This window comes from Paraburkholderia hospita, assembly GCF_002902965.1.
Taxonomy (GTDB): Bacteria; Pseudomonadota; Gammaproteobacteria; order Burkholderiales; family Burkholderiaceae; genus Paraburkholderia; species Paraburkholderia hospita.
Map to the genome: position 1 here is coordinate 381029 of NZ_CP026105.1, position 18512 is coordinate 399540.

General features: G+C 62.1%; 19 protein-coding genes and 1 tRNA gene. 7 read left to right on the forward strand and 13 right to left on the reverse strand.

Annotation, left to right across the window (positions count from 1 at the left end; all coding sequences use genetic code 11):
• Window positions 1-13: 13 nt before the first annotated feature.
• The 4 genes from cydB to rpoH all read right to left on the reverse strand — a co-directional run bounded on the left by cydB (window position 14) and on the right by rpoH (window position 4318).
• Window positions 14-1150 (reverse strand): cytochrome d ubiquinol oxidase subunit II, encoded by a 1137-nt coding sequence (cydB, locus tag C2L64_RS01670; protein ID WP_090834966.1) that lies wholly within the window; start codon window positions 1148-1150, stop codon window positions 14-16.
• Between the two features lie 67 nt (window positions 1151-1217).
• Window positions 1218-2807, reverse strand: coding sequence for a cytochrome ubiquinol oxidase subunit I (locus tag C2L64_RS01675; RefSeq protein ID WP_042306328.1), 1590 nt, complete (start codon window positions 2805-2807; stop codon window positions 1218-1220).
• Window positions 2797-3069, reverse strand: coding sequence for a cytochrome oxidase putative small subunit CydP (gene cydP / locus C2L64_RS01680; protein ID WP_090834967.1), 273 nt, complete (start codon window positions 3067-3069; stop codon window positions 2797-2799). The genes C2L64_RS01675 and cydP overlap by 11 nt, the downstream gene beginning before the upstream one ends.
• Before the next feature lie 313 nt (window positions 3070-3382).
• The gene (gene rpoH, locus C2L64_RS01685) at window positions 3383-4318 is read right to left on the reverse strand and encodes an RNA polymerase sigma factor RpoH (protein WP_007579677.1); all 936 of its coding nucleotides are present in this window, start codon (window positions 4316-4318) and stop codon (window positions 3383-3385) included.
• 349 nt (window positions 4319-4667) lie between these two features.
• On the opposite strand from rpoH, the gene C2L64_RS01690 reads away from it, so the two are divergent.
• Together C2L64_RS01690 and C2L64_RS01695 are read left to right on the forward strand one after the other, a co-directional pair.
• On the forward strand, window positions 4668-5231 hold the full coding sequence (locus tag C2L64_RS01690; RefSeq protein ID WP_090834968.1) for an acyloxyacyl hydrolase: 564 nt from the start codon (window positions 4668-4670) through the stop codon (window positions 5229-5231).
• Between the two features lie 45 nt (window positions 5232-5276).
• Window positions 5277-5660 carry a nuclear transport factor 2 family protein gene (locus C2L64_RS01695; protein ID WP_035986766.1) on the forward strand — a complete coding sequence of 128 codons (384 nt, stop codon included), beginning with the start codon at window positions 5277-5279 and terminating at the stop codon, window positions 5658-5660.
• 154 nt (window positions 5661-5814) lie between these two features.
• Here C2L64_RS01695 and leuA read toward each other — a convergent pair whose 3' ends face one another.
• Window positions 5815-7473 (reverse strand): 2-isopropylmalate synthase, encoded by a 1659-nt coding sequence (leuA, locus tag C2L64_RS01700; protein ID WP_090834969.1) that lies wholly within the window; start codon window positions 7471-7473, stop codon window positions 5815-5817.
• Between the two features lie 513 nt (window positions 7474-7986).
• Window positions 7987-8955 carry a DNA-binding protein YbiB gene (ybiB, locus tag C2L64_RS01705; protein ID WP_090834970.1) on the reverse strand — a complete coding sequence of 323 codons (969 nt, stop codon included), beginning with the start codon at window positions 8953-8955 and terminating at the stop codon, window positions 7987-7989.
• A gap of 265 nt (window positions 8956-9220) precedes the next feature.
• Between ybiB and C2L64_RS01710 the strand changes: the two genes are divergently transcribed.
• Window positions 9221-9919 (forward strand): fumarylacetoacetate hydrolase family protein, encoded by a 699-nt coding sequence (locus C2L64_RS01710; RefSeq protein ID WP_090834971.1) that lies wholly within the window; start codon window positions 9221-9223, stop codon window positions 9917-9919.
• Window positions 9920-9953: 34 nt separating this feature from the next.
• Window positions 9954-10598 carry a maleylacetoacetate isomerase gene (maiA, locus tag C2L64_RS01715; protein WP_007579683.1) on the forward strand — a complete coding sequence of 215 codons (645 nt, stop codon included), beginning with the start codon at window positions 9954-9956 and terminating at the stop codon, window positions 10596-10598.
• Window positions 10599-10686: 88 nt separating this feature from the next.
• Here the strand turns inward: maiA and ftsY are convergent, their stop codons facing one another.
• Window positions 10687-11847 carry a signal recognition particle-docking protein FtsY gene (gene ftsY / locus C2L64_RS01720; RefSeq protein ID WP_079498075.1) on the reverse strand — a complete coding sequence of 387 codons (1161 nt, stop codon included), beginning with the start codon at window positions 11845-11847 and terminating at the stop codon, window positions 10687-10689.
• 300 nt (window positions 11848-12147) lie between these two features.
• Between ftsY and rsmD the strand changes: the two genes are divergently transcribed.
• The 3 genes from rsmD to C2L64_RS01735 all read left to right on the forward strand — a co-directional run bounded on the left by rsmD (window position 12148) and on the right by C2L64_RS01735 (window position 13816).
• Window positions 12148-12786, forward strand: coding sequence for a 16S rRNA (guanine(966)-N(2))-methyltransferase RsmD (rsmD, locus tag C2L64_RS01725; protein ID WP_007579685.1), 639 nt, complete (start codon window positions 12148-12150; stop codon window positions 12784-12786).
• A 117-nt stretch (window positions 12787-12903) separates the two neighbouring features.
• Window positions 12904-13413 carry a pantetheine-phosphate adenylyltransferase gene (gene coaD, locus C2L64_RS01730; RefSeq protein WP_090834972.1) on the forward strand — a complete coding sequence of 170 codons (510 nt, stop codon included), beginning with the start codon at window positions 12904-12906 and terminating at the stop codon, window positions 13411-13413.
• A gap of 145 nt (window positions 13414-13558) precedes the next feature.
• Window positions 13559-13816, forward strand: a complete 258-nt coding sequence (locus C2L64_RS01735) for a YfhL family 4Fe-4S dicluster ferredoxin (protein WP_079498069.1) — start codon at window positions 13559-13561, stop codon at window positions 13814-13816.
• Between the two features lie 73 nt (window positions 13817-13889).
• On the opposite strand, the gene hisC is transcribed toward C2L64_RS01735, so the two are convergent.
• The 6 genes from hisC to ispE form a co-directional block, all read right to left on the reverse strand.
• Window positions 13890-14969 (reverse strand): histidinol-phosphate transaminase, encoded by a 1080-nt coding sequence (hisC, locus tag C2L64_RS01740; RefSeq protein ID WP_090834973.1) that lies wholly within the window; start codon window positions 14967-14969, stop codon window positions 13890-13892.
• A 34-nt stretch (window positions 14970-15003) separates the two neighbouring features.
• On the reverse strand, window positions 15004-15606 hold the full coding sequence (gene pth, locus C2L64_RS01745) for an aminoacyl-tRNA hydrolase (RefSeq protein WP_007579689.1): 603 nt from the start codon (window positions 15604-15606) through the stop codon (window positions 15004-15006).
• 121 nt (window positions 15607-15727) lie between these two features.
• Complete coding sequence (locus C2L64_RS01750; protein ID WP_007579690.1) at window positions 15728-16339, reverse strand: 50S ribosomal protein L25/general stress protein Ctc; 612 nt, start codon at window positions 16337-16339, stop codon at window positions 15728-15730.
• A gap of 154 nt (window positions 16340-16493) precedes the next feature.
• Window positions 16494-17450 (reverse strand): ribose-phosphate pyrophosphokinase, encoded by a 957-nt coding sequence (locus C2L64_RS01755; protein ID WP_007579691.1) that lies wholly within the window; start codon window positions 17448-17450, stop codon window positions 16494-16496.
• Between the two features lie 47 nt (window positions 17451-17497).
• Window positions 17498-17574, reverse strand: a tRNA-Gln gene (locus C2L64_RS01760).
• A gap of 51 nt (window positions 17575-17625) precedes the next feature.
• The gene (gene ispE / locus C2L64_RS01765) at window positions 17626-18507 is read right to left on the reverse strand and encodes a 4-(cytidine 5'-diphospho)-2-C-methyl-D-erythritol kinase (protein ID WP_079484236.1); all 882 of its coding nucleotides are present in this window, start codon (window positions 18505-18507) and stop codon (window positions 17626-17628) included.
• Window positions 18508-18512: the final 5 nt, after the last annotated feature.

The window sequence follows — 18512 nt, forward strand, 5'->3', positions numbered from 1 at the left end:
TGGGCGCGGCGTGTCAGTACATCGAATGATGGTTCTGTTCGATCATGTCGGCGGTCACTTTGCCGCGCATCACGCGATACACCCAGCTCGTGTAGAGGAGTATCAGCGGCAGAAAGATGATCACCGCGATCAGCATGATCTGCAGCGTCATCCGGCTCGACGTCGAATCCCAGACGGTGAGGCTGCTGCGACCATCGAGCGACGACGGCATGATGAACGGAAACATCGAAAAGCCCGCCGTCAGGATCACGCCGATCACCATCAGCGACGTCGACAGAAAGGCGCTGCGCTCGAAGCGCGAACTCGCCAGCAGGAGCGCGAGCACGCCGCCGACGACGCCCGCGACAGGCGCGGCGACCATCCACGGATACGTCGCGTAGTTGGTGAGCCACAGCCCCGGCGCGCCGATCACGTTTTTCAGCAGCGGATTCGCGACGGTGTCGAATGGCGCGGGTTCGGTGATCTGATAGCCGCCGACCAGCGTCGCGACCAGCACGCCGCCGATCAGAAACAGCGCGACCGCGACCAGCGACGCAATGCGCAGCGCAATCGATGCGCGCCGCGCGACGACGCCATCCGCCTTCATCTTGACGAACGCCGCGCCGTGCGCGGCCAGCATCGACACGCTCAAGACGCCGCACAGCAAGGCGAACGGATTGAGCAACTCGAAGAAGCTGCCTTGATAGGTGACACGCAGATCCTGATCGAACTGGAACGGCACGCCTTGCAGCAGGTTGCCGAACGCGACGCCGAATACCAGCGCCGGCACGAAGCCGCCGACGAACAGCGCCCAGTCCCACGCGGTGCGCCAGCGCGGATCATCGCGCTTGCCGCGATAGTCGAAGCCGACTGGGCGAAAGAACAGCGCGAACAGCACGAGCAGCATCGCGAAGTAAAAGCCCGAGAACGACGCGGCGTAGACGAGCGGCCACGCGGCGAACATCGCGCCGCCCGCGGTGATCAGCCAGACCTGGTTGCCTTCCCACGTCGCGCCGACGGTGTTCACGACGATGCGCCGCTCCGCGTCCGTCTTGCCGATGAACGGCAGCAGGATCGCTGCGCCCATGTCGAAGCCGTCGGTGAGTGCGAAGCCGATCAGCAGCACGCCGATGAGCACCCACCAGATCACTTTGAGGGTTGCGTAATCCATAGCGATGTTTCCTCGTGTTTTCCTGCGACGGCAAGGGTGTCACTGTCGATATCGCGGTCGAGGCCGCTCATGCCGCCGTATTCGCGCCGACCGCCGGCTTCGCGGTCTGCTCGTGGTGGTAGCGCCCTGTATGCAGCGACGAAGGCCCAAGCCGCGCGTACTTGAACATCAGCGTGATCTCGATGATGAAAAGCGCGGTGTAGAACACGACGAAGCCCGCGAGGCTCAGATACAGATCGCCCGCCGTCAGGCTCGACGCCGATAGCGAAGTCGGCAGAATGCCCGCGATGGTCCACGGCTGGCGCCCGACTTCCGCGACGATCCAGCCGAACTCCGCCGCGAGCCACGGCAGCGGAATCGCCCACACGGCCCAGCGCAGGAACCAGCGCCGGTTGTCACGCAGCAGCGAGCGTTGCGCGCAGAAGAAGAACGCGAGCACGAATGTCGCGAGGAACAAGATGCCAAGGCCGACCATCAGCCGGAACGACCAGAACACGGGCAGAACGGGCGGCACGGTTTTCTTTGCGGCCTGTTTGATCTGCTCGGCGGAGGCGTCGGTGACGTTCGGCGTGAACTGCTTGAGCAACAGGCCGTAGCCGAGGTCCTGCTTGTGCTGGTCGAAGGCAGCATGCGTTGCGTCGCTGGCGTCGCCTTGCTTGATCTTTTGCAGCGCGTCGTACGCGAGCATGCCGTTGCGGATGCGCGTCTCGTTACGCGCCATCAGTTCCTTCAGACCAATGACAGGCTCGTCGAGCGAACGCGTCGCGATGATGCCGAGCGCGTACGGCACGCGCAATGCGTAGTCGGTGCGCTCCGCCTGCTGGTTCGGAATGCCGACAATCGTGAATGGCGCGGGCGGCGGCGCGGTTTCCCATTCGGATTCGATTGCGGCGAGCTTCATCCGCTGCACTTCGCCCGTGGTGTAGCCCGATTCGTCGCCGAGCACGATCACGCATAACGTGGACGCCAGCCCGAAGCCGGCCGCGACGGCGAACGAGCGCAGCGCGAAGTCGATGTCGCGGCGCTTGAGCAGATACCACGACGACAGCCCGAGCACGAACATCGACGCCGTCACATAGCCCGCCGACACCGTATGCACGAACTTCACCTGCGCGACGGGATTGAAGATCACGGCGAACAGGCTCGACAGCTCCATGCGCATCGTTTCGTAGTTGAACTCCGCGCCGACCGGGTTGTTCATCCAGCCGTTCGCGATCAGGATCCACAGCGCGGACAGGTTCGAGCCGAGCGCGACGAGAAACGTGACCATCAGATGCTGGATGCGCGACAGCCGGTTCCAGCCGAAGAAGAACAGCCCGACGAAGGTCGATTCCAGAAAGAACGCCATCAGCCCTTCGACGGCCAGCGGCACGCCGAAAATATCGCCGACATAGTGTGAGTAATAGGACCAGTTGGTGCCGAACTGAAACTCCAGCGTGAGACCCGTGGTGACGCCCATCGCGAAGTTGATGCCGAACAGCTTGCCCCAGAACTGCGTCATGTCCTTGTAGATCGGCTTGCCCGTCATCACGTAGACGCTTTCCATGATGACGAGCAGCCACGACAGCCCGAGCGTCAGCGGCACGAATAGAAAGTGATACAGCGCCGTGACGGCGAATTGCAGGCGAGAGAGATCGACGACGTCGCTAGCGGGCATGGTTGACACCTTGAGTCGAAGGCGGCGGTGGGACGGATACGGGCACCGACAGCAGCGCCTGGGCGACCTGCGCAGGCGGTAGCGACATGTTCTGCGCCTGCGGATGATTGAAGAACGCGAACTTGAGTGCGAACAGAAGCGCGAATTTGATCGCGAGCACGATCAGGATGTCGCGGGCGAAGGTCGGACCGCGAGCCCACGCGACGATGCGGCTGACGAGCGTGCGGCGGGTGGCATTCCTGTGATTGAGCGTTATGGCCATGTTTTATGGGCACGACATCGCGCCGGTTGACCCGGCAGGACACAGTGCGCATCACTCGCGGCACTGGCGCATGCACAACCATTGTAGGAATGGGCTGACGGACGGGCCCGCGTCATCGTGTCGCGAGGTGGCCGGTCTCTATCACTAATAAGTCACGTTCTGCACGAGGTCAAGGCAATGTCTCGACATTGACGCGAATTGACGCAATATTTGACGACGCGCAAGAAAAAGCCCCGCCTTCTTGCGAAGAGCGGGGCTCTGTTTCGAAACGGGTGCGGCCGGTAACTGGCCTGCGCCCGCTGCTTCTCTGAGGTTACGCGTACTCGGCCAGCGCGGTGCGCATTTTCTTCATCGCGCTTGCTTCGATCTGGCGAATCCGCTCCGCCGATACGCCGAACTCGTCGGCCAGTTCATGCAGCGTCGAGCCGCCCGAACCGTCGTCTTCCACCTGCAGCCAGCGTGCTTCGATGATGCGGCGGCTGCGCGGATCGAGCGACTCCAGCGCGCTCGCGATACCGTCGCTATGCAGACGGTCACGCTGACGCGCGGCCAGCACGGCTGTCGGCTCGCTGTGCGAATCGGCCAGATAGGCGATCGGGGCGAACGCTTCTTCGCCGTCTTCGACCTGGCCTTCGAGCGCGATATCGCCGCCCGACAGCCGCGTTTCCATCTCGGCTACTTCCTCGCGCTTCACGTTCAGCTCTTTTGCCAGGCCCTCGATCTCGTCCGGCGTGAACGACTGCAACCCTTGCTTGTGGCTGCGCAGGTTGAAGAACAGCTTGCGTTGCGCCTTGGTCGTCGCCACTTTCACCATGCGCCAGTTGCGCAGGATGTACTCGTGGATTTCGGCCTTGATCCAATGCATTGCATAGGACACGAGGCGCACGTTCTGCGTCGGGTCGAACCGCTTCACGGCCTTCATCAGGCCGATGTTGCCTTCCTGGATCAGGTCGGCGTGCGGCAGACCATACCCGAGGTAATTGCGCGCGATCGACACGACCAGTCGCAGGTGCGACAGGACGAGCTTGCGCGCCGAGCCGAGATCGTTCTGCTCGCGGAACTCGGTGGCGTACTGGCGCTCTTCTGCCGGCGTCAGCATCGGAATCCGGTTCACGGCCTGGATGTAGGCGTCGATATTGCCCAGCTGGCCGGGCAGCAGAGAAGCGTGCGAGAGCGCCAGTGCACCTGCCGGAGCGGCCTTAGCCGACGACTGGCTCAAAGTACTCGGAAGGGTCAATGTGTTGCTCACGTAGCAAACTCCTTTATTCAGACAAATGTCCGCCAAAGCGGACCACGATGGATGTTAGCACTCTCATTTACCGAGTGCTAATACTTAGAAGCCATAGGGGCATGCAAGTTCCCTCTTTCCTATCGAAAATGCACGTTCAATAGCATCGTACCTCAATTGCGGGTTTGGCACCGAACGCTTAGCATTCCCCGGCTGCGGCATGATTCTGCAATCGTCGGTAAGATTTTTTCGAAAACAGAAGCAGTTATTTGTGAGTTTTCAGTTGTTATTAAGGGTCCGATAGTTGCTGCGGTCTCTAAAATGTCGCTGCACGATGTCCCTGCTAAACCTCGTATTCGGTGGACGTACGATGGAAAAAAAGAACAACCCCTCGTCGCATCTGGCACTCAAATGTGCCGTCGCTGCCGCGCTTTTCGGCGTATCGGGTCTGGCTTCGGCGGACCAGTTCGGCGTTCAGATCGCGGGCGGTCTCGCCGAGCACCACGTTCGAAAGCTCGACCTTGGCTTCGTCTGGGACCCTAATCTGACCTGGTGGGAAATCGGCGACTGGCATTTCGCGCTGATCGGCGAGGCGCACGCCGCGTGGTGGCATACGGACGAAGGCAACGATCACGACAATATCGGTGAATTCGGCGTGACGCCGGTCGTGCGGTTCATCAAGGGCTCGGGCGCGATCCGTCCGTTCATCGAGGCGGGCATTGGTGTACGGGTTTTGACCCATCCGCGCATCGCGTCGAGTTACACGCTCAGTTCCGCGTTCCAGTTCGCCGACATGGTGGGCGTCGGCGCGCAATTCGGCTCGCATCAGCAGTACCAATTTGGCTACCGCTTTCAGCACATCTCCAATGCAAGTATCAAAGAGCCGAATCCTGGTATAAATTTCCAGCAGATTTACGTGCAGTACAACTTCTGACGACCGCTGCCGTTGTCGGCGCCGTCGTCGATAGGGGCGAACGCGATGCCGGCAAAAGTGATTGAAGCGATTCGCGGGCTCGAGCGCGATCGCTTTCGCGCGATGGTGGAAGGAAACGGACAGCAGCTCGACGCGCTGCTGTCGGACAACGTCATTTACGTCCACACGAACGGCAAGCGCGAGTCGAAGCAGCAGTTCATCGACGCCATCACGGCCGGGCGCCGCCGCTATCGCCAGATCGAGGTGCAGTCGCAGGACGTGCTGCCTGTCGGACGCGAGACTTGCGTGGTCACGGGGCGTGCGCTGATCGAGATGGAAGCGAATAGCGGCGCGCTGCTCTTTCCGATCGCCTACATGGCGATTCAGGCGCAAGAAGATGGCAAATGGCAGTTGATCGCGTGGCAGGCGACGCGTTGCGCAATCGAGTGACGCGGATCGCACCATCACTCTTTTCCTGACGGAAGCCACTTTGTGAGCGGTCCGTGCGCGCCGGCGACGGTTGAATCGCCGGCGTTTGCGCTTCTGCGGTCTTGCCTGTTCGTTTTCGCCTTGCCTCGGTTTGCTGTTACGTTACTTCTTGCCGTTACGCCGCGACGCGCCGGTCGACAGCCGCCCAACCCGCGCGATTGACGCCGCTGACGACCGCATCGACGACGGCCGTCATTTCGTCCTCCGCTACGCCGATGCCGTGACGCATAGGCTGCTCGCCCACGCGGCTGGCGACGAACACAACCGTGCGGCCGTCCGTGGTGCGCGCCGTCTCGAACGATGTAATTTCGATGGTTTGCTTCGAAGCCGCCGCCATTTCCTGCGCGACCGCCTTCGCATACGCCTCATGACCGTCGACGCTCGCCGCCGCCGTCGCGGGCACGGCAATCTCGCGCTTGTTCCAGCGCACCGTCGATCCGCTGACGCGCTGTGCCGGACCGTCCGCCTCGAAGTATTCGCGGGCAAAGAGCGCGCAGATCGCGTCGCCCGTCACTTCCTCGCCTGACTGATCCGCCACCGTCTGCACCGCGTGGCTGAATTCGATCTGTACGCGCCGCGGCAACACGAAGCCCATGCCGCGCTCGACCAGATACGTCGCGCCGCCCTTGCCGGACTGGCTGTTCACGCGGATCACGGCGTCGTAGCTGCGGCCGACGTCGGCGGGATCGATGGGCAGATACGGCACTTCCCAGACGGCATCGGGCTGTTGCTGCGCGAAGCCCTTGCGGATCGCGTCCTGATGCGAGCCGGAGAACGCCGTGTAGACGAGATCGCCCGCATACGGATGACGCGGGTGGACGGGAATCTGGTTGCAGCGCTCGACTACGCGGCGCACGGCATCGATGTCCGAGAAATCGAGGCCGGGATCGATGCCCTGCGTGTAGAGGTTCATCGCGAGCGTCACGATATCGACGTTGCCCGTGCGTTCGCCGTTACCGAAGAGACACCCTTCGATGCGGTCCGCGCCCGCCATCAACGCGAGTTCGGCTGCGGCGACGGCCGTGCCGCGGTCGTTATGCGGATGCACCGACAACACGATGCTGTCGCGATAGCCGAGATTGCGGTCCATCCACTCGATCTGGTCGGCGTACACGTTCGGCGTCGCGGCTTCGACGGTGGCGGGCAGGTTGACGATCATCTTGTGATCGCGCGTCGGGCGCCACGTCTGCGCGACGGCGTCGCAGACTTCGCGCGCGAACGGCAACTCGGTCATGCTGAAGGTTTCGGGCGAATACTGGTAGGTCCAGTGCGTCTGCGGGCGGGCGTCGGCGTGCTCGCGAATGATCCGCGTGCCTTCGACGGCGAGCGCCTTCACCTCTTCCTGCGACTGATTGAACACGATCTTGCGGAACGACGGACAGATTGCGTTGTAAAGATGGACGATGGCGCGCGGCACGCCTTCGAGCGCCTCGAACGTGCGCGTGATCAGGTCGGCGCGCGACTGCACGAGCACTTCGATCGTCACGTCGTCGGGAATGCGTTTTTCGTCGATCAGCTTGCGGACGAAATCGAAGTCGGTTTGCGACGCCGACGGAAAACCGACTTCGATCTCCTTGAAACCGATCGCGACGAGCATCTCGAAGAACTCTGTCTTCTGCTCGATGCTCATCGGTTCGATCAGCGACTGGTTGCCGTCGCGCAGATCGGTGCTCATCCAGATCGGCGCGCGCTCGATCGTGCGGGTGGGCCACTTGCGGCCGGTCAAACGGACGGTGGGGAAGGGGCGGTACTTCTCGGCAGGGTTGCGCAACATGTTGAGGCCTCGTTCGATTCGTCTAGTCGTGTGCTGGGTGAGGTGGCGTCGAGCGGCTGGCGGGCTGCCACAGATGCACGTCCCGCAAGCCGGGCGCTAGCGGGAGCAACGAACGGGCGCGAACAAACAGCGTCGTCTGAACGACGACGAAGGCAACGATCGGAAAGGAAGCCCATGCAACGTGCATTTGACCCTCGCGATTCGTCCGAGCGGTAAACGGACGAATACGGACGACTACAGGTTTTGAAGGAACTACGGACTGGGGTGAAACAGGAACTGCTTTTGAGGACCGCCGCGAGCCGCTGTGGCGACTGCGTGCGGCGCTACGCCTTGCTTACGCTAGACGTAGCGATAGGGGCCGCGCTAGGCGGCCGAGGGTAATTCGGAGGGTGTTCGGAATGGAACGCATTTTTACAAGATAAGCGAGGCGGCAGGGGGCTGTCAACCCACCATTCGCTGCGATGCGTTCCTGGGAGCGTTCGCCGAGGCGAGCGGGAAGGCCGTCGGCCCTTGTCAGGCGGCCTTTCGCGCGATGTCGACAATCAGTTCGACCTGCCGCGTGATCGCGGCCGGCACGGGCGCTTCGCCGTCCAGCACAGCGGCGATCCACGCAGCCGTGGTCGGCGCATCGCGTCCTTCGGGCAAGTCGACCTCGGGCGCATCGGGCGACGAGCGCTCGGCCGAAACGCGTGTCTCGCAGATGCCGTCATGTAGCCAGTCGATCTGCACCTGGCGGCGTGTATCGGCGACGGCCTCGCCTTCGGTGCCGCGCGCGAGCAGCGCGCCGCCGACAGCCATATCGGGATGCGAGACGAACAACTGCGTCAGGCTCTCGCGATATGGCGGGTGCGTGTAGTTCACGAGCCGCAGGCCCGCCGGCGCGAAGGGCTGAAGAATCTTCACGAGCGTGTGGGTCGAATTGCGCACGCCCATCCGCCGGCGTAGCGATAGAAGGCGCGCCAGCTTCGGCGCGAGTGTACCGATGGGGGCGAACGCGATCCGCTGGTTTGCTAGGCTCGTTTCGATATCCGCGTGCGTCTGCGCGGACGCGACGTTCAGATGCGCAAAAATTTCGGCGCTCGTCACGCGGCCCGGATCTTCCGTCACGCCGTGCACCAGCACGGGCACGCCTTCGCGCGCGAGCAGCAAAGCCAGCAGCGGCACGAGGTTCGGCTGCTTGCGCGCGCCGTTGTAGCTCGGAATCGACACGGCCTGATACGCACCGTGCTTCACGTTGACGGGCGCGAACGAAGCGTGGGCGGCGGCGAGCATCGCGGCCAGCTCGTCGGCGGATTCGCCTTTCACACGGTATGCCAACAGGATCGCGCCTAGTTCCAGGTCGGAGACGCGGCCGTCGAGCATCGCGCCGTACAGCGAGTGCGTGTCCTCCGGCGTGAGCGCACGCGCGCCGTTGGGTCCGCGGCCGATTTCCTTGATGAATCGGGCGCAGGGAAAGGGAGTGGTGTCGGTGAGATCGGTCATCGGGCAAATCGGTATGTGGGGGACGGCGGGCAACGACGCTTTGCACGCGCCGCGAGCGCTGCTACGACGCGCTACGTTTCCTTTCGAGTATCGCACGCCGGGTGCGCCTGCAGAATGCGAGCAAATTCATGGCCTGCCATGAACCTTACGGGACGGCTTCAGCGCGCGCCACCTGGCCGTTCGGCCAGGCTACGCGCGAATCGGCGCCGCGTTACACTCAACGCTTCGCCGCGTCGGAGCGGCTCAACAAAAGACGGAGAACGGAATGGGTTACGTGTTTGCGCCAGCGCCGGTGACGGCAGTGCCAGTCGTCGGATCGGACGATCAATTCGCGGTGCGCCGCATTTACTGCGTCGGTCGCAATTACGAGGCGCACGCGCGCGAAATGGGCCATGATCCCGATCGCGAACCGCCGTTCTTCTTCGCCAAGCCCGCCGACGCCGTGCTGTATGTCGCGCCGGGCGCAACGGGCGAATTTCCGTATCCGGCGCAGTCGAAGAACGTGCACTTCGAGATGGAACTCGTCGCGGCAATCGGCAAGGCAGGCAAGAACATCTCGGCGGACGACGCGCTTGATCACGTCTACGGCTACGCGCTCGGTCTCGACATGACGCGCCGCGACCTGCAGGCGGAAGCGAAAAAGCTGGGCCGTCCGTGGGACACGGCAAAGGGCTTTGATCATTCGGCGCCGCTCGGCCCGATCCATCCCGTTTCGAAAGTCGGTCAGGTCGGCAAGGGCGCGATCTGGCTCTCCGTCAACGGCGAGGAAAAGCAGCGTTCGGACGTGTCGCAACTGATCTGGTCCGTCGCCGAGACGATCGCTTATCTGTCGACGCTCTTTGAACTGCAACCAGGCGACCTGATTTTCACGGGCACGCCGGAAGGTGTCGGCGCGATCGTTCAAGGCGATCTGATGAAGGGTGGCGTGGACGGGCTGGGCGAGTTCAGCGTGCGCGTCGTCTGATATCGCCAGCGCCATTCAGGGGGAGTACAAGACAATGAAGCTGTACAGCTACTTTCGCAGTTCGGCGTCGTATCGCGTGCGCATCGCGCTGAACCTGAAGAACCTGCCGTACGAGTACCTGCCCGTGCATCTGTTGCGCGACGGCGGCGAGCAGTTCAAGCCCGAGTACCGCGAACTCAATCACGATGCCATCGTTCCCACGCTGGTAGACGGCGACCACGTGATCACGCAGTCGCTCGCGATCATCGAGTATCTTGAAGAGACGCATCCCGAGCCGCCGCTGCTGCCGTCGAAGCCCGTCGATCGCGCGTATGTCCGCTCGATCGTTCAGCAGCTCGCGTGTGAAATTCATCCGTTGAACAATCTGCGCGTGCTGAAGTATCTGAAGCGCACCGTGGGCGTGAACGACGAGGTGAAGGACGCGTGGTATCGCCACTGGATCAGCTCGGGCTTTGCCGCACTCGAAGAATATCTCGTCGCGGACGGCCGCGCGGGCAAGCTGTGCTTCGGCGATACGCCCACCATCGCCGATATCTGTCTCGTCCCGCAGGTGTTCAACGCGAACCGCTTCAATGTCGATATGAGTCCGTATCCGACCATCCGGCGTATCTGCGAGCACGCGAACACGCTCGATGCGTTCGCGCGTGCGGAACCCGGCGTGCAGCCTGATGCCGAGTGAAGCTCTGAAGCAATGAAAAAAGGGCGTCATGCGAATGCATGACGCCCTTTTGTATTTCAACCGTTGCCCGCTTCAGACAGTCACGGCATCAACCCAGCAACGCATCCGAAAACTCTTCTGCGCTGAACGGCTGCAGATCTTCGACCTTCTCGCCGACGCCGATGAAGTACACCGGCACGGGACGTTGCCGCGCAATCGCCGCGAGAATGCCGCCCTTCGCCGTGCCGTCGAGCTTTGTGACGATCAGACCAGTCAGGCCGAGCGCATCGTCGAACGCCTTCACTTGCGCGAGCGCGTTCTGACCGGTGTTGGCATCGATGACGAGCAGCACTTCATGCGGCGCGCCGTCCATCGCCTTGCCGACCACGCGCTTCACCTTGCGCAGTTCTTCCATCAGATGAAGCTGCGTCGGCAGACGGCCGGCCGTGTCCGCCATCACCACGTTGATCTTGCGGGCGCGCGCGGCGCCGACGGCATCGAAAATCACCGCGGCGGGGTCGCCGCTTTCCTGCTGCACGACCGTCACGTTGTTGCGCTGGCCCCAGATCGCGAGCTGTTCGCGCGCGGCGGCGCGGAACGTGTCGCCCGCAGCGAGCAGCACCGACTGGTTGAAGTGCTGCATATGCTTCGCGAGCTTGCCGATGCTCGTGGTTTTGCCGGCGCCGTTGACGCCCGCGATCATCATCACGGTCGGCTGGTAGTGGCCGAGCGTCAGCGACTTTTCCAGCGGCTTCAGCAGATCGACCAGCAGCGTGCGCAGCGCGCCCTTGACCTGCTGCGGATCGGTGAGGCGCTCGGCGCGCACTTTCTCGCGCAGTGCTTCGAGCAGAAACTCGGTCGCGTCGACGCCCGCGTCGGACATCAGCAGTGCCGTTTCCAGTTCTTCGTACAGGTCTTCATCGATCTTCGCGCCGACGAAGATGCCCGTGATGCTCGAACTGGTTTTCGACAGGCCGCTGCGAAGGCGCGTCAGCCACGAGCGCTTTTCGGCTGCTTCGGGCACGGGCGGCGGGACGATTTCGGCGGCTTCGTCGTCCGCATCTTCGAAGTCGGCGGCGTCAGGGACGTAATTGGGATCGAATTCAGGCGCATCAGCCGAGTCCGGGACGGATTGCGAACGCGCGACGGCGGGCGCTTCCGGCTCAGCCACGTCCTGCATGTCGACGTCGGCGCCGGAATCGGCCTGCGGCGTTTCAGGCGTGTCGTCGGGCGCCTTGGAACCCTTGAATCGTTTGAAAAAGCTGAACATGGTCTGGACTGGAGTGAGATTGCGCCGGATTCCTGCTTTGGCCCGGCAACGCGTGGCGACGAACGGCGGCGAGCCACGCGACAGTTCGGCGGCGTCCGCATGGCAGCGAATTATGCGAAGCGCTGGAAGCCGCACATTTTATCAGGCGCGTCAGGCGGCGTCGTGAGCGCCCGCACGCGTGCACTGCCGTAGTGAACTTTGGCGAAGGCGGCTGCGCGCGTGTGGTAACGTTGGCGCTCCGGCCCCCCGATCGAGGTATTTATCGACAATCGGCGGGCGCACGCTCAACACACGAATCGCATGTCCCGTACTTCCCCCTCACGCGCAAAAACCGGTGCAAAAAACGGCGCAAAAAGCGCGCCTTCCGGGCGTGGCCAACCGCACACTATCCGCATCATCGGCGGCGACTGGAAGCGTACGCCGCTGCCCGTGATCGATCTCGACGGTCTGCGGCCGACACCCGACCGCGTCCGCGAAACGCTGTTCAACTGGCTCGGCCAGCGGCTCGACGGCCAGCGCTGTCTCGATCTTTTCGCCGGCAGCGGCGCGCTTGGCTTCGAGGCCGCGTCGCGCGGCGCGGCGCGCGTACTGATGGTCGAGCGCAACGCGCGCGCGGCGGCGCAACTGCGGGCAAATCAGGCCAAGCTGGCGGCAGGCGCAATCGAAGTTGCCGAAGCCGATGGGTTGCGTCTCGCGGCGAGCCTCGCGCCCGGCTCGTTCGACGTCGTGTTCCTCGATCCGCCGTTCGGCGATGATCTGCTCGACCGCGCGCTCGAACTGGCGGCGCCGCTGATCAGCGCGGATGGCTTCCTGTATGTCGAATCCGGCGAATCGCTCGATGCCGCCGGACATGCGGCGTTGGAAGGCTGGTCCGTGGTACGGCAGGGCAAGGCAGGCGCTGTCCACTTTCATTTGCTGCAGCGCGAAAATGAGGAATAATGCGCGTTCCATAACAAGCGCCGGGCGGCTTGCCGTTACGCGCGCGGTATCGTCGTCAGACGAGTCCTGCGGGGCGTGTTCCGGCACGCCTTCTAGTCTGTAGAGAGGAGAAATCCCATGGTTGTCGCCGTGTATCCGGGTACGTTCGATCCGCTCACGCGCGGTCACGAAGACCTCGTGCGTCGCGCATCGAGCATTTTCGACACGCTGGTGGTCGGCGTGGCGGACAGCCGCAACAAGCGGCCCTTCTTTACGCTCGAAGAGCGGCTCGAGATCGCGAACGAAGTGCTAGGCCACTATCCGAACGTTCAGGTGATGAGCTTCAAGGGGCTATTGAAGGATTTCGTCCGCGTCAACAATGCGCGCGTGATCGTGCGCGGACTGCGCGCCGTGTCGGACTTCGAGTACGAGTTTCAGATGGCGGGCATGAACCGCTATCTGCTGCCCGACGTCGAGACCATGTTCATGACGCCGTCGGATCAATATCAGTTCATCTCGGGCACGATCGTCCGCGAAATTGCGCAACTCGGCGGGGACGTGAGCAAGTTCGTGTTCCCGTCCGTCGAAAAGCGGCTGCAGGACAAGGTCGCCGTGCTAGAAGAGGCGCGAGCCGCCGCCAAGCCGTGATCCTGGCCGCGCCTGACGGCGTAGCGCGTGCGTTGTCCGCGATAACCGGACGCTCAGCGTGGTCTGTCCGTCAGGCGTAAAATTGCGGATTACGGAACGTTAGCTGGCATGCAGAGCACGCGTGCCGGCATGAAGTGAGAACAGCATGGCCCTGATGATTACCGACGAGTGCATCAATTGCGACGTTTGCGAGCCCGAGTGCCCGAACGACGCAATTTCGATGGGCCCGGAAATCTATGTGATCGACCCGAAGAAGTGCACCGAATGCGTTGGCCATTTCGATGAGCCGCAATGCGTGCAGGTGTGTCCCGTCGAATGTATTCCGCGCAATCCGGAACATCTGGAGACGCAGGACCAGTTGATGGAGAAGTACAACGGGTTGCAGGCGGGGAAGAGCGCCTGATTCATCTGAAAGCGGCGCGCCGTTCTTGTCACCGAAGAGCGTCGCGCCGTTTGTCTAGCCGACGGCGGCGGCCTTAGCCGACGTACCCGCCAAGAATATCCTTCAACGCATCCAGCAGCGTGCCGCACTCCGCATCGGTGCCGATCGAGATGCGCAGATGCTGATCGATGCGCGGCAGCTTGAAGTGCCGCACGAAGATTTCCTTTTCCCTGAGTCGCGCGGCGAGCGTTGCGGCGTCATAGCCTTCGTGACGCGCGAACACGAAATTCGCCGACGACGGCACCACTTCGAACCCCAGCGCCGTCAATTGCGCCGTCATCTGTTCGCGGCTCGCGATGACCTTTTCGGTGCACTCGCGGAACCACGCGTCGTCCTTGTATGCCGCGGTCGCGGCGGCCTGCGCGAGACGGTCTAGCGGATACGAATTGAAGCTATCCTTCACGCGGTTCAACGCATCGATCAACGCGGCATCGCCGAACGCAAAGCCCACGCGCATCCCCGCAAGCGAGCGCGACTTCGACGTCGTATGCACGACGAGAAGATTCGGATACTTGCCGATCAGTGAGATCGCAGATTGGGCGCCGAAGTCGACATACGCTTCGTCGATAACGACGACTGAATCCGGATTCGATGCGACAAGTCGTTCGATATCCGACAGCGGCAGTGCATGACCCGTTGGTGCGTTGGGATTGGGGAAGAGAATGCCGCCGTTCGGTTGCGTGTAGTCGTCGATGCGGATCTGAAAGGCATCGTCGAGAGGAATCGTCCGGTACGCGACGTCGTAGAGGCGTGCGTAGGTCGGATAGAAGCTGTATGTGACGTCCGGAAAGAGGATCGGCTTGTCGTGCTTCAGAAGCGCCTGAAACACAGTGGCGAGCACTTCATCCGAACCGTTGCCGGCAAACACCTGATCTACCTTGAGCCCGTGATGCGCGGCGACAGCCTCGCGCAACACGCGCGCCGTCGGATCGGGATAACGGCGCAGCGACTCGGCGTTCTCGCCGAGCTCGTTGCGAATCGCGCTCACGACGGCGGGCGAGGGCGGATACGGGTTCTCGTTGGTGTTCAGCTTCACGGGATGCGCGAGCGCGGGCTGCTCGCCCGGCACGTACGGCGTCAACCGGTGAACGATATCGCTCCAGTAGCGGCTCAAGTTCTGCTCCTCTGTTAGCTGTCGCGGCGGGCAGTCAGGGATTGCGATGCAACTGCATCATCGCGCGTTCGAGTTCGCCCTTGACGACGGTCGGCATCACCGCGAGCGCGCGTTCAATCGATTCATCGATCACGTCCTGCTCTTCCCTGCGCGGCGGCTTCAGCACGAAGTTCGCGACGTCGGGCTTCGCGCCCGCGCGTGCGCTTTCGGGAATCAGGTCGCGCGGATGACCGATACCGATGCGCAAACGCCAGTACTGCTGCGTCGACAGATGCGCGGAAATATCCTTCAGGCCATTGTGCCCGCCGCTGCCGCCGCCGAGCTTCAGCTTCACGGTGCCGGGCGGCAGATCGAGTTCGTCGTGCGCGACGAGGATCTGATCAGGCAGGACCTTGAAGAAATGCGCGAGCGCGACGACCGATTGACCCGAGCGGTTCATGTACGTCTGCGGCTCCAGCAGATGCACTTCCTCGCCATATAGACGCGCTTTCGCATAGAAGCCGTGAAAGCGCCGCTCGTCGCGCAACGTCGCGCCAGCTTCGCGCGCCAGTTGGTCGACGAGCCAGAAACCGGCGTTGTGACGAGTCGCGGTGTATTCGGCGCCCGGATTGCCGAGCCCGACGATCAGCTTGATCATGTTCGAGTGGGCCGCACGGCATGCCACGCAGCCTGGAAAAAATCGAAAAAAAACCCGCCGGGGCGAACCGCGGCGGGTTACGTCGACCGTTCCATTGAAACGGATCGAGAGGATAGCGGTCTTATGCAGCTGCCGGCTTTTCGCCTTCAGCCGACGCTTCTTCCGACTGGGCACCAGCAGGAACCGGCGCCGAAACGATCACCGGGTTTTCTGCGACGAGGTGCGCAACCAGTGCGACGCCAGCCGGCAGAACGATGTCCGTTGCGTGCAGCGATTGACCCGCTTCGATCTTCACCAGATCGACTTCGATGAACTCCGGCAGAGCTGCCGGCAGACATTCGATTTCGATTTCGTTGATGACGTGCGAGATGATCGCGCCGCCCGTCTTCACGGCCGGGTTGCTTTCCTGATTCATGAAGTGGAGCGGCACCTTCGTGTGCAGCTTCTTCGATGCGTCGACGCGCTGGAAGTCCACGTGCAGGATGATCTGACGGAACGGGTGGTATTGCACGTCGCGCAGCAGAACCTGTTGCGACTTGCCTGCCACTTCCAGGTCGAGAATCGACGCGTGGAATGCTTCTTTCTTCAGTGCGTGAAACAGCGCGTTGTGATCGAGTTCGATCAGTTGCGGTTCGCCAGCGCCGTACACGATGCCCGGGGTCTTGCCCGAGTTACGCAGGCGGCGGCTCGCACCCGTACCTTGCAAATTACGCTCGAAAGCGACTACTTTCATTTGAATCTCCATTATCTGCCCGCGACCAGGCAGTAAAACGGGTCTTGCTTACCCTTTACGGGCTGAAGACCCCAGACAAACCGGCATGAACCTTCGTTCGTTCACGCCGAATGCAAAAGCGCCGCATTCATCATGCGGCGCCTTCGCGAATACTTTAGCCTTCCGCGAACAGCGACATCACCGAGTCGCCGCGACGGATACGCGAGAACGTTTCGGCCAGCAGACCGGCGCTCGTCAGCGAGCGGATCTTCGTGCACGAGCGGGCTTCTTCGCTGAGCGGGATCGTGTCGGTGACGACGAGTTCGTCGAGTGCCGATGCCGCGATGCGCGGACCAGCGCCACCCGACAGAACCGGGTGGGTCGCGTAAGCGAACACCTTCGTCGCGCCGCGTTCTTTCAGCACTTGCGCTGCCTTGCAGAGCGTACCGGCCGTGTCGACCATGTCGTCCATGATCACGCAGGTACGGCCGTCGACTTCACCGATGATGTTCATCACTTCGGCGACGTTCGCCTTCGGACGACGCTTGTCGATGATGGCGAGATCGCAGTTCAGCTGCTTGGCCAGCGCACGGGCGCGAACCACACCGCCGACGTCCGGCGACACGACCAGCAGGTTCTCGTGATTCTGCTTGCGCAGATCGCCGAGCAGAACGGGCGTCGCGTAGATGTTGTCGACGGGAATGTCGAAGAAACCTTGAATCTGGTCAGCGTGCAGATCCATCGTGATGATCCGCTCGACGCCAGCGATTTCCAGCATGTTCGCAACGACCTTCGCCGAGATGGCAACGCGCGCCGAACGCGGGCGTCGATCTTGACGGGCATAGCCGAAGTAGGGGATGGCTGCAGTGATCCGGCCAGCGGATGCGCGCTTGAGCGCATCGACCATGATCATCAGTTCCATCAGATTGTCGTTGGTCGGCGCGCAGGTGGACTGAAGGACGAAGACGTCCTTGCCACGCACGTTTTCCTGAATCTCGACCTGGATCTCACCGTCCGAAAAACGGGAGACCATTGCTTTGCCGAGGGGAATACCGAGGATTTTGACGACTTCCTGTGCAAGCGCCGGATTTGCGTTGCCAGTAAAAACCATCAGGCCGTCATGGCTGCTCATCATGCACCTGCTTCAGGCTGTGGGAGGCGAGGAACTGCGAGAAATTTTGGCAGGGGAGGAAGGACTCGAACCCTCGAATGCCGGAATCAAAATCCGGTGCCTTAACCAACTTGGCGACTCCCCTACACTAACTTTGAGCTTCACTGAACGTGTAGGCCGTTCAGTGCCGCGAAACTTATGCCGCGAAAGCAAAGAGTGGATGCGTATCCAGACTTGCCGTTACTGCGCTGTTCCATTCGACTGGCAGTTTGGCTTGCGCCGCGACTGCTTCATCTCTACTACGGAACGCTGCAAAAACGCTTGCGCCTGATCCCGTCATCCGCGCCGGCGCGATGTTATCAAACCATCTAAGCACCTGCGCAACTTCCGCGTATTTTCCCACGACAACTTGCTGCATGTCATTCCGGCCGAAGCTATCAGGCCATTCTGCGCTGCAACTTTGCTGTGCAAGAAAGTCCGTAATTATGAGAGCCTTTGTATCTCTTGTCAACGCTTTTTCTGAAAAAATTGCTGACGTTGGAACGTGAACTCTCGGTGTCACCACCAGAAAGTGGCGCGGCGGCAATTGTACATGCTCGAGTGCTTCACCGACACCCTCTGCGAATGCATTTTTTCCAAAAACAAAAAAAGGCACATCGGCGCCGAGTTTCAATGCGAGTGCCTGCAACTCCGCGCGAGGCAAATCGAGCTTCCACAGACGGTTCAGCGCGAGCAGCGTCGTCGCGGCATCCGAGCTGCCGCCGCCAAGGCCCGCGCCCATCGGCAGTACTTTGTCGATCTCGATGTTCACGCCCAGGCGCGTGCCCGTGTGTTCCTTCAGCAGCTTCGCCGCGCGAACGGTGAGGTCAGTCTCGGCGGGAACGTCGGCGATGTCGGTGCCGCGCGTGATCGCGCCGTCGTCGCGACGCGTGAAGTGCAGCGTGTCGCCCCAGTCGAGCAACTGGAACACCGTCTGCAGTGCGTGATATCCGTTCGGCAGACGGCCGGTGATATGCAGGAAGAGGTTTAGCTTCGCTGGAGCGAGACAGTCGCGCAGCGAGTCGTTCGTTTCGATCATGAGTC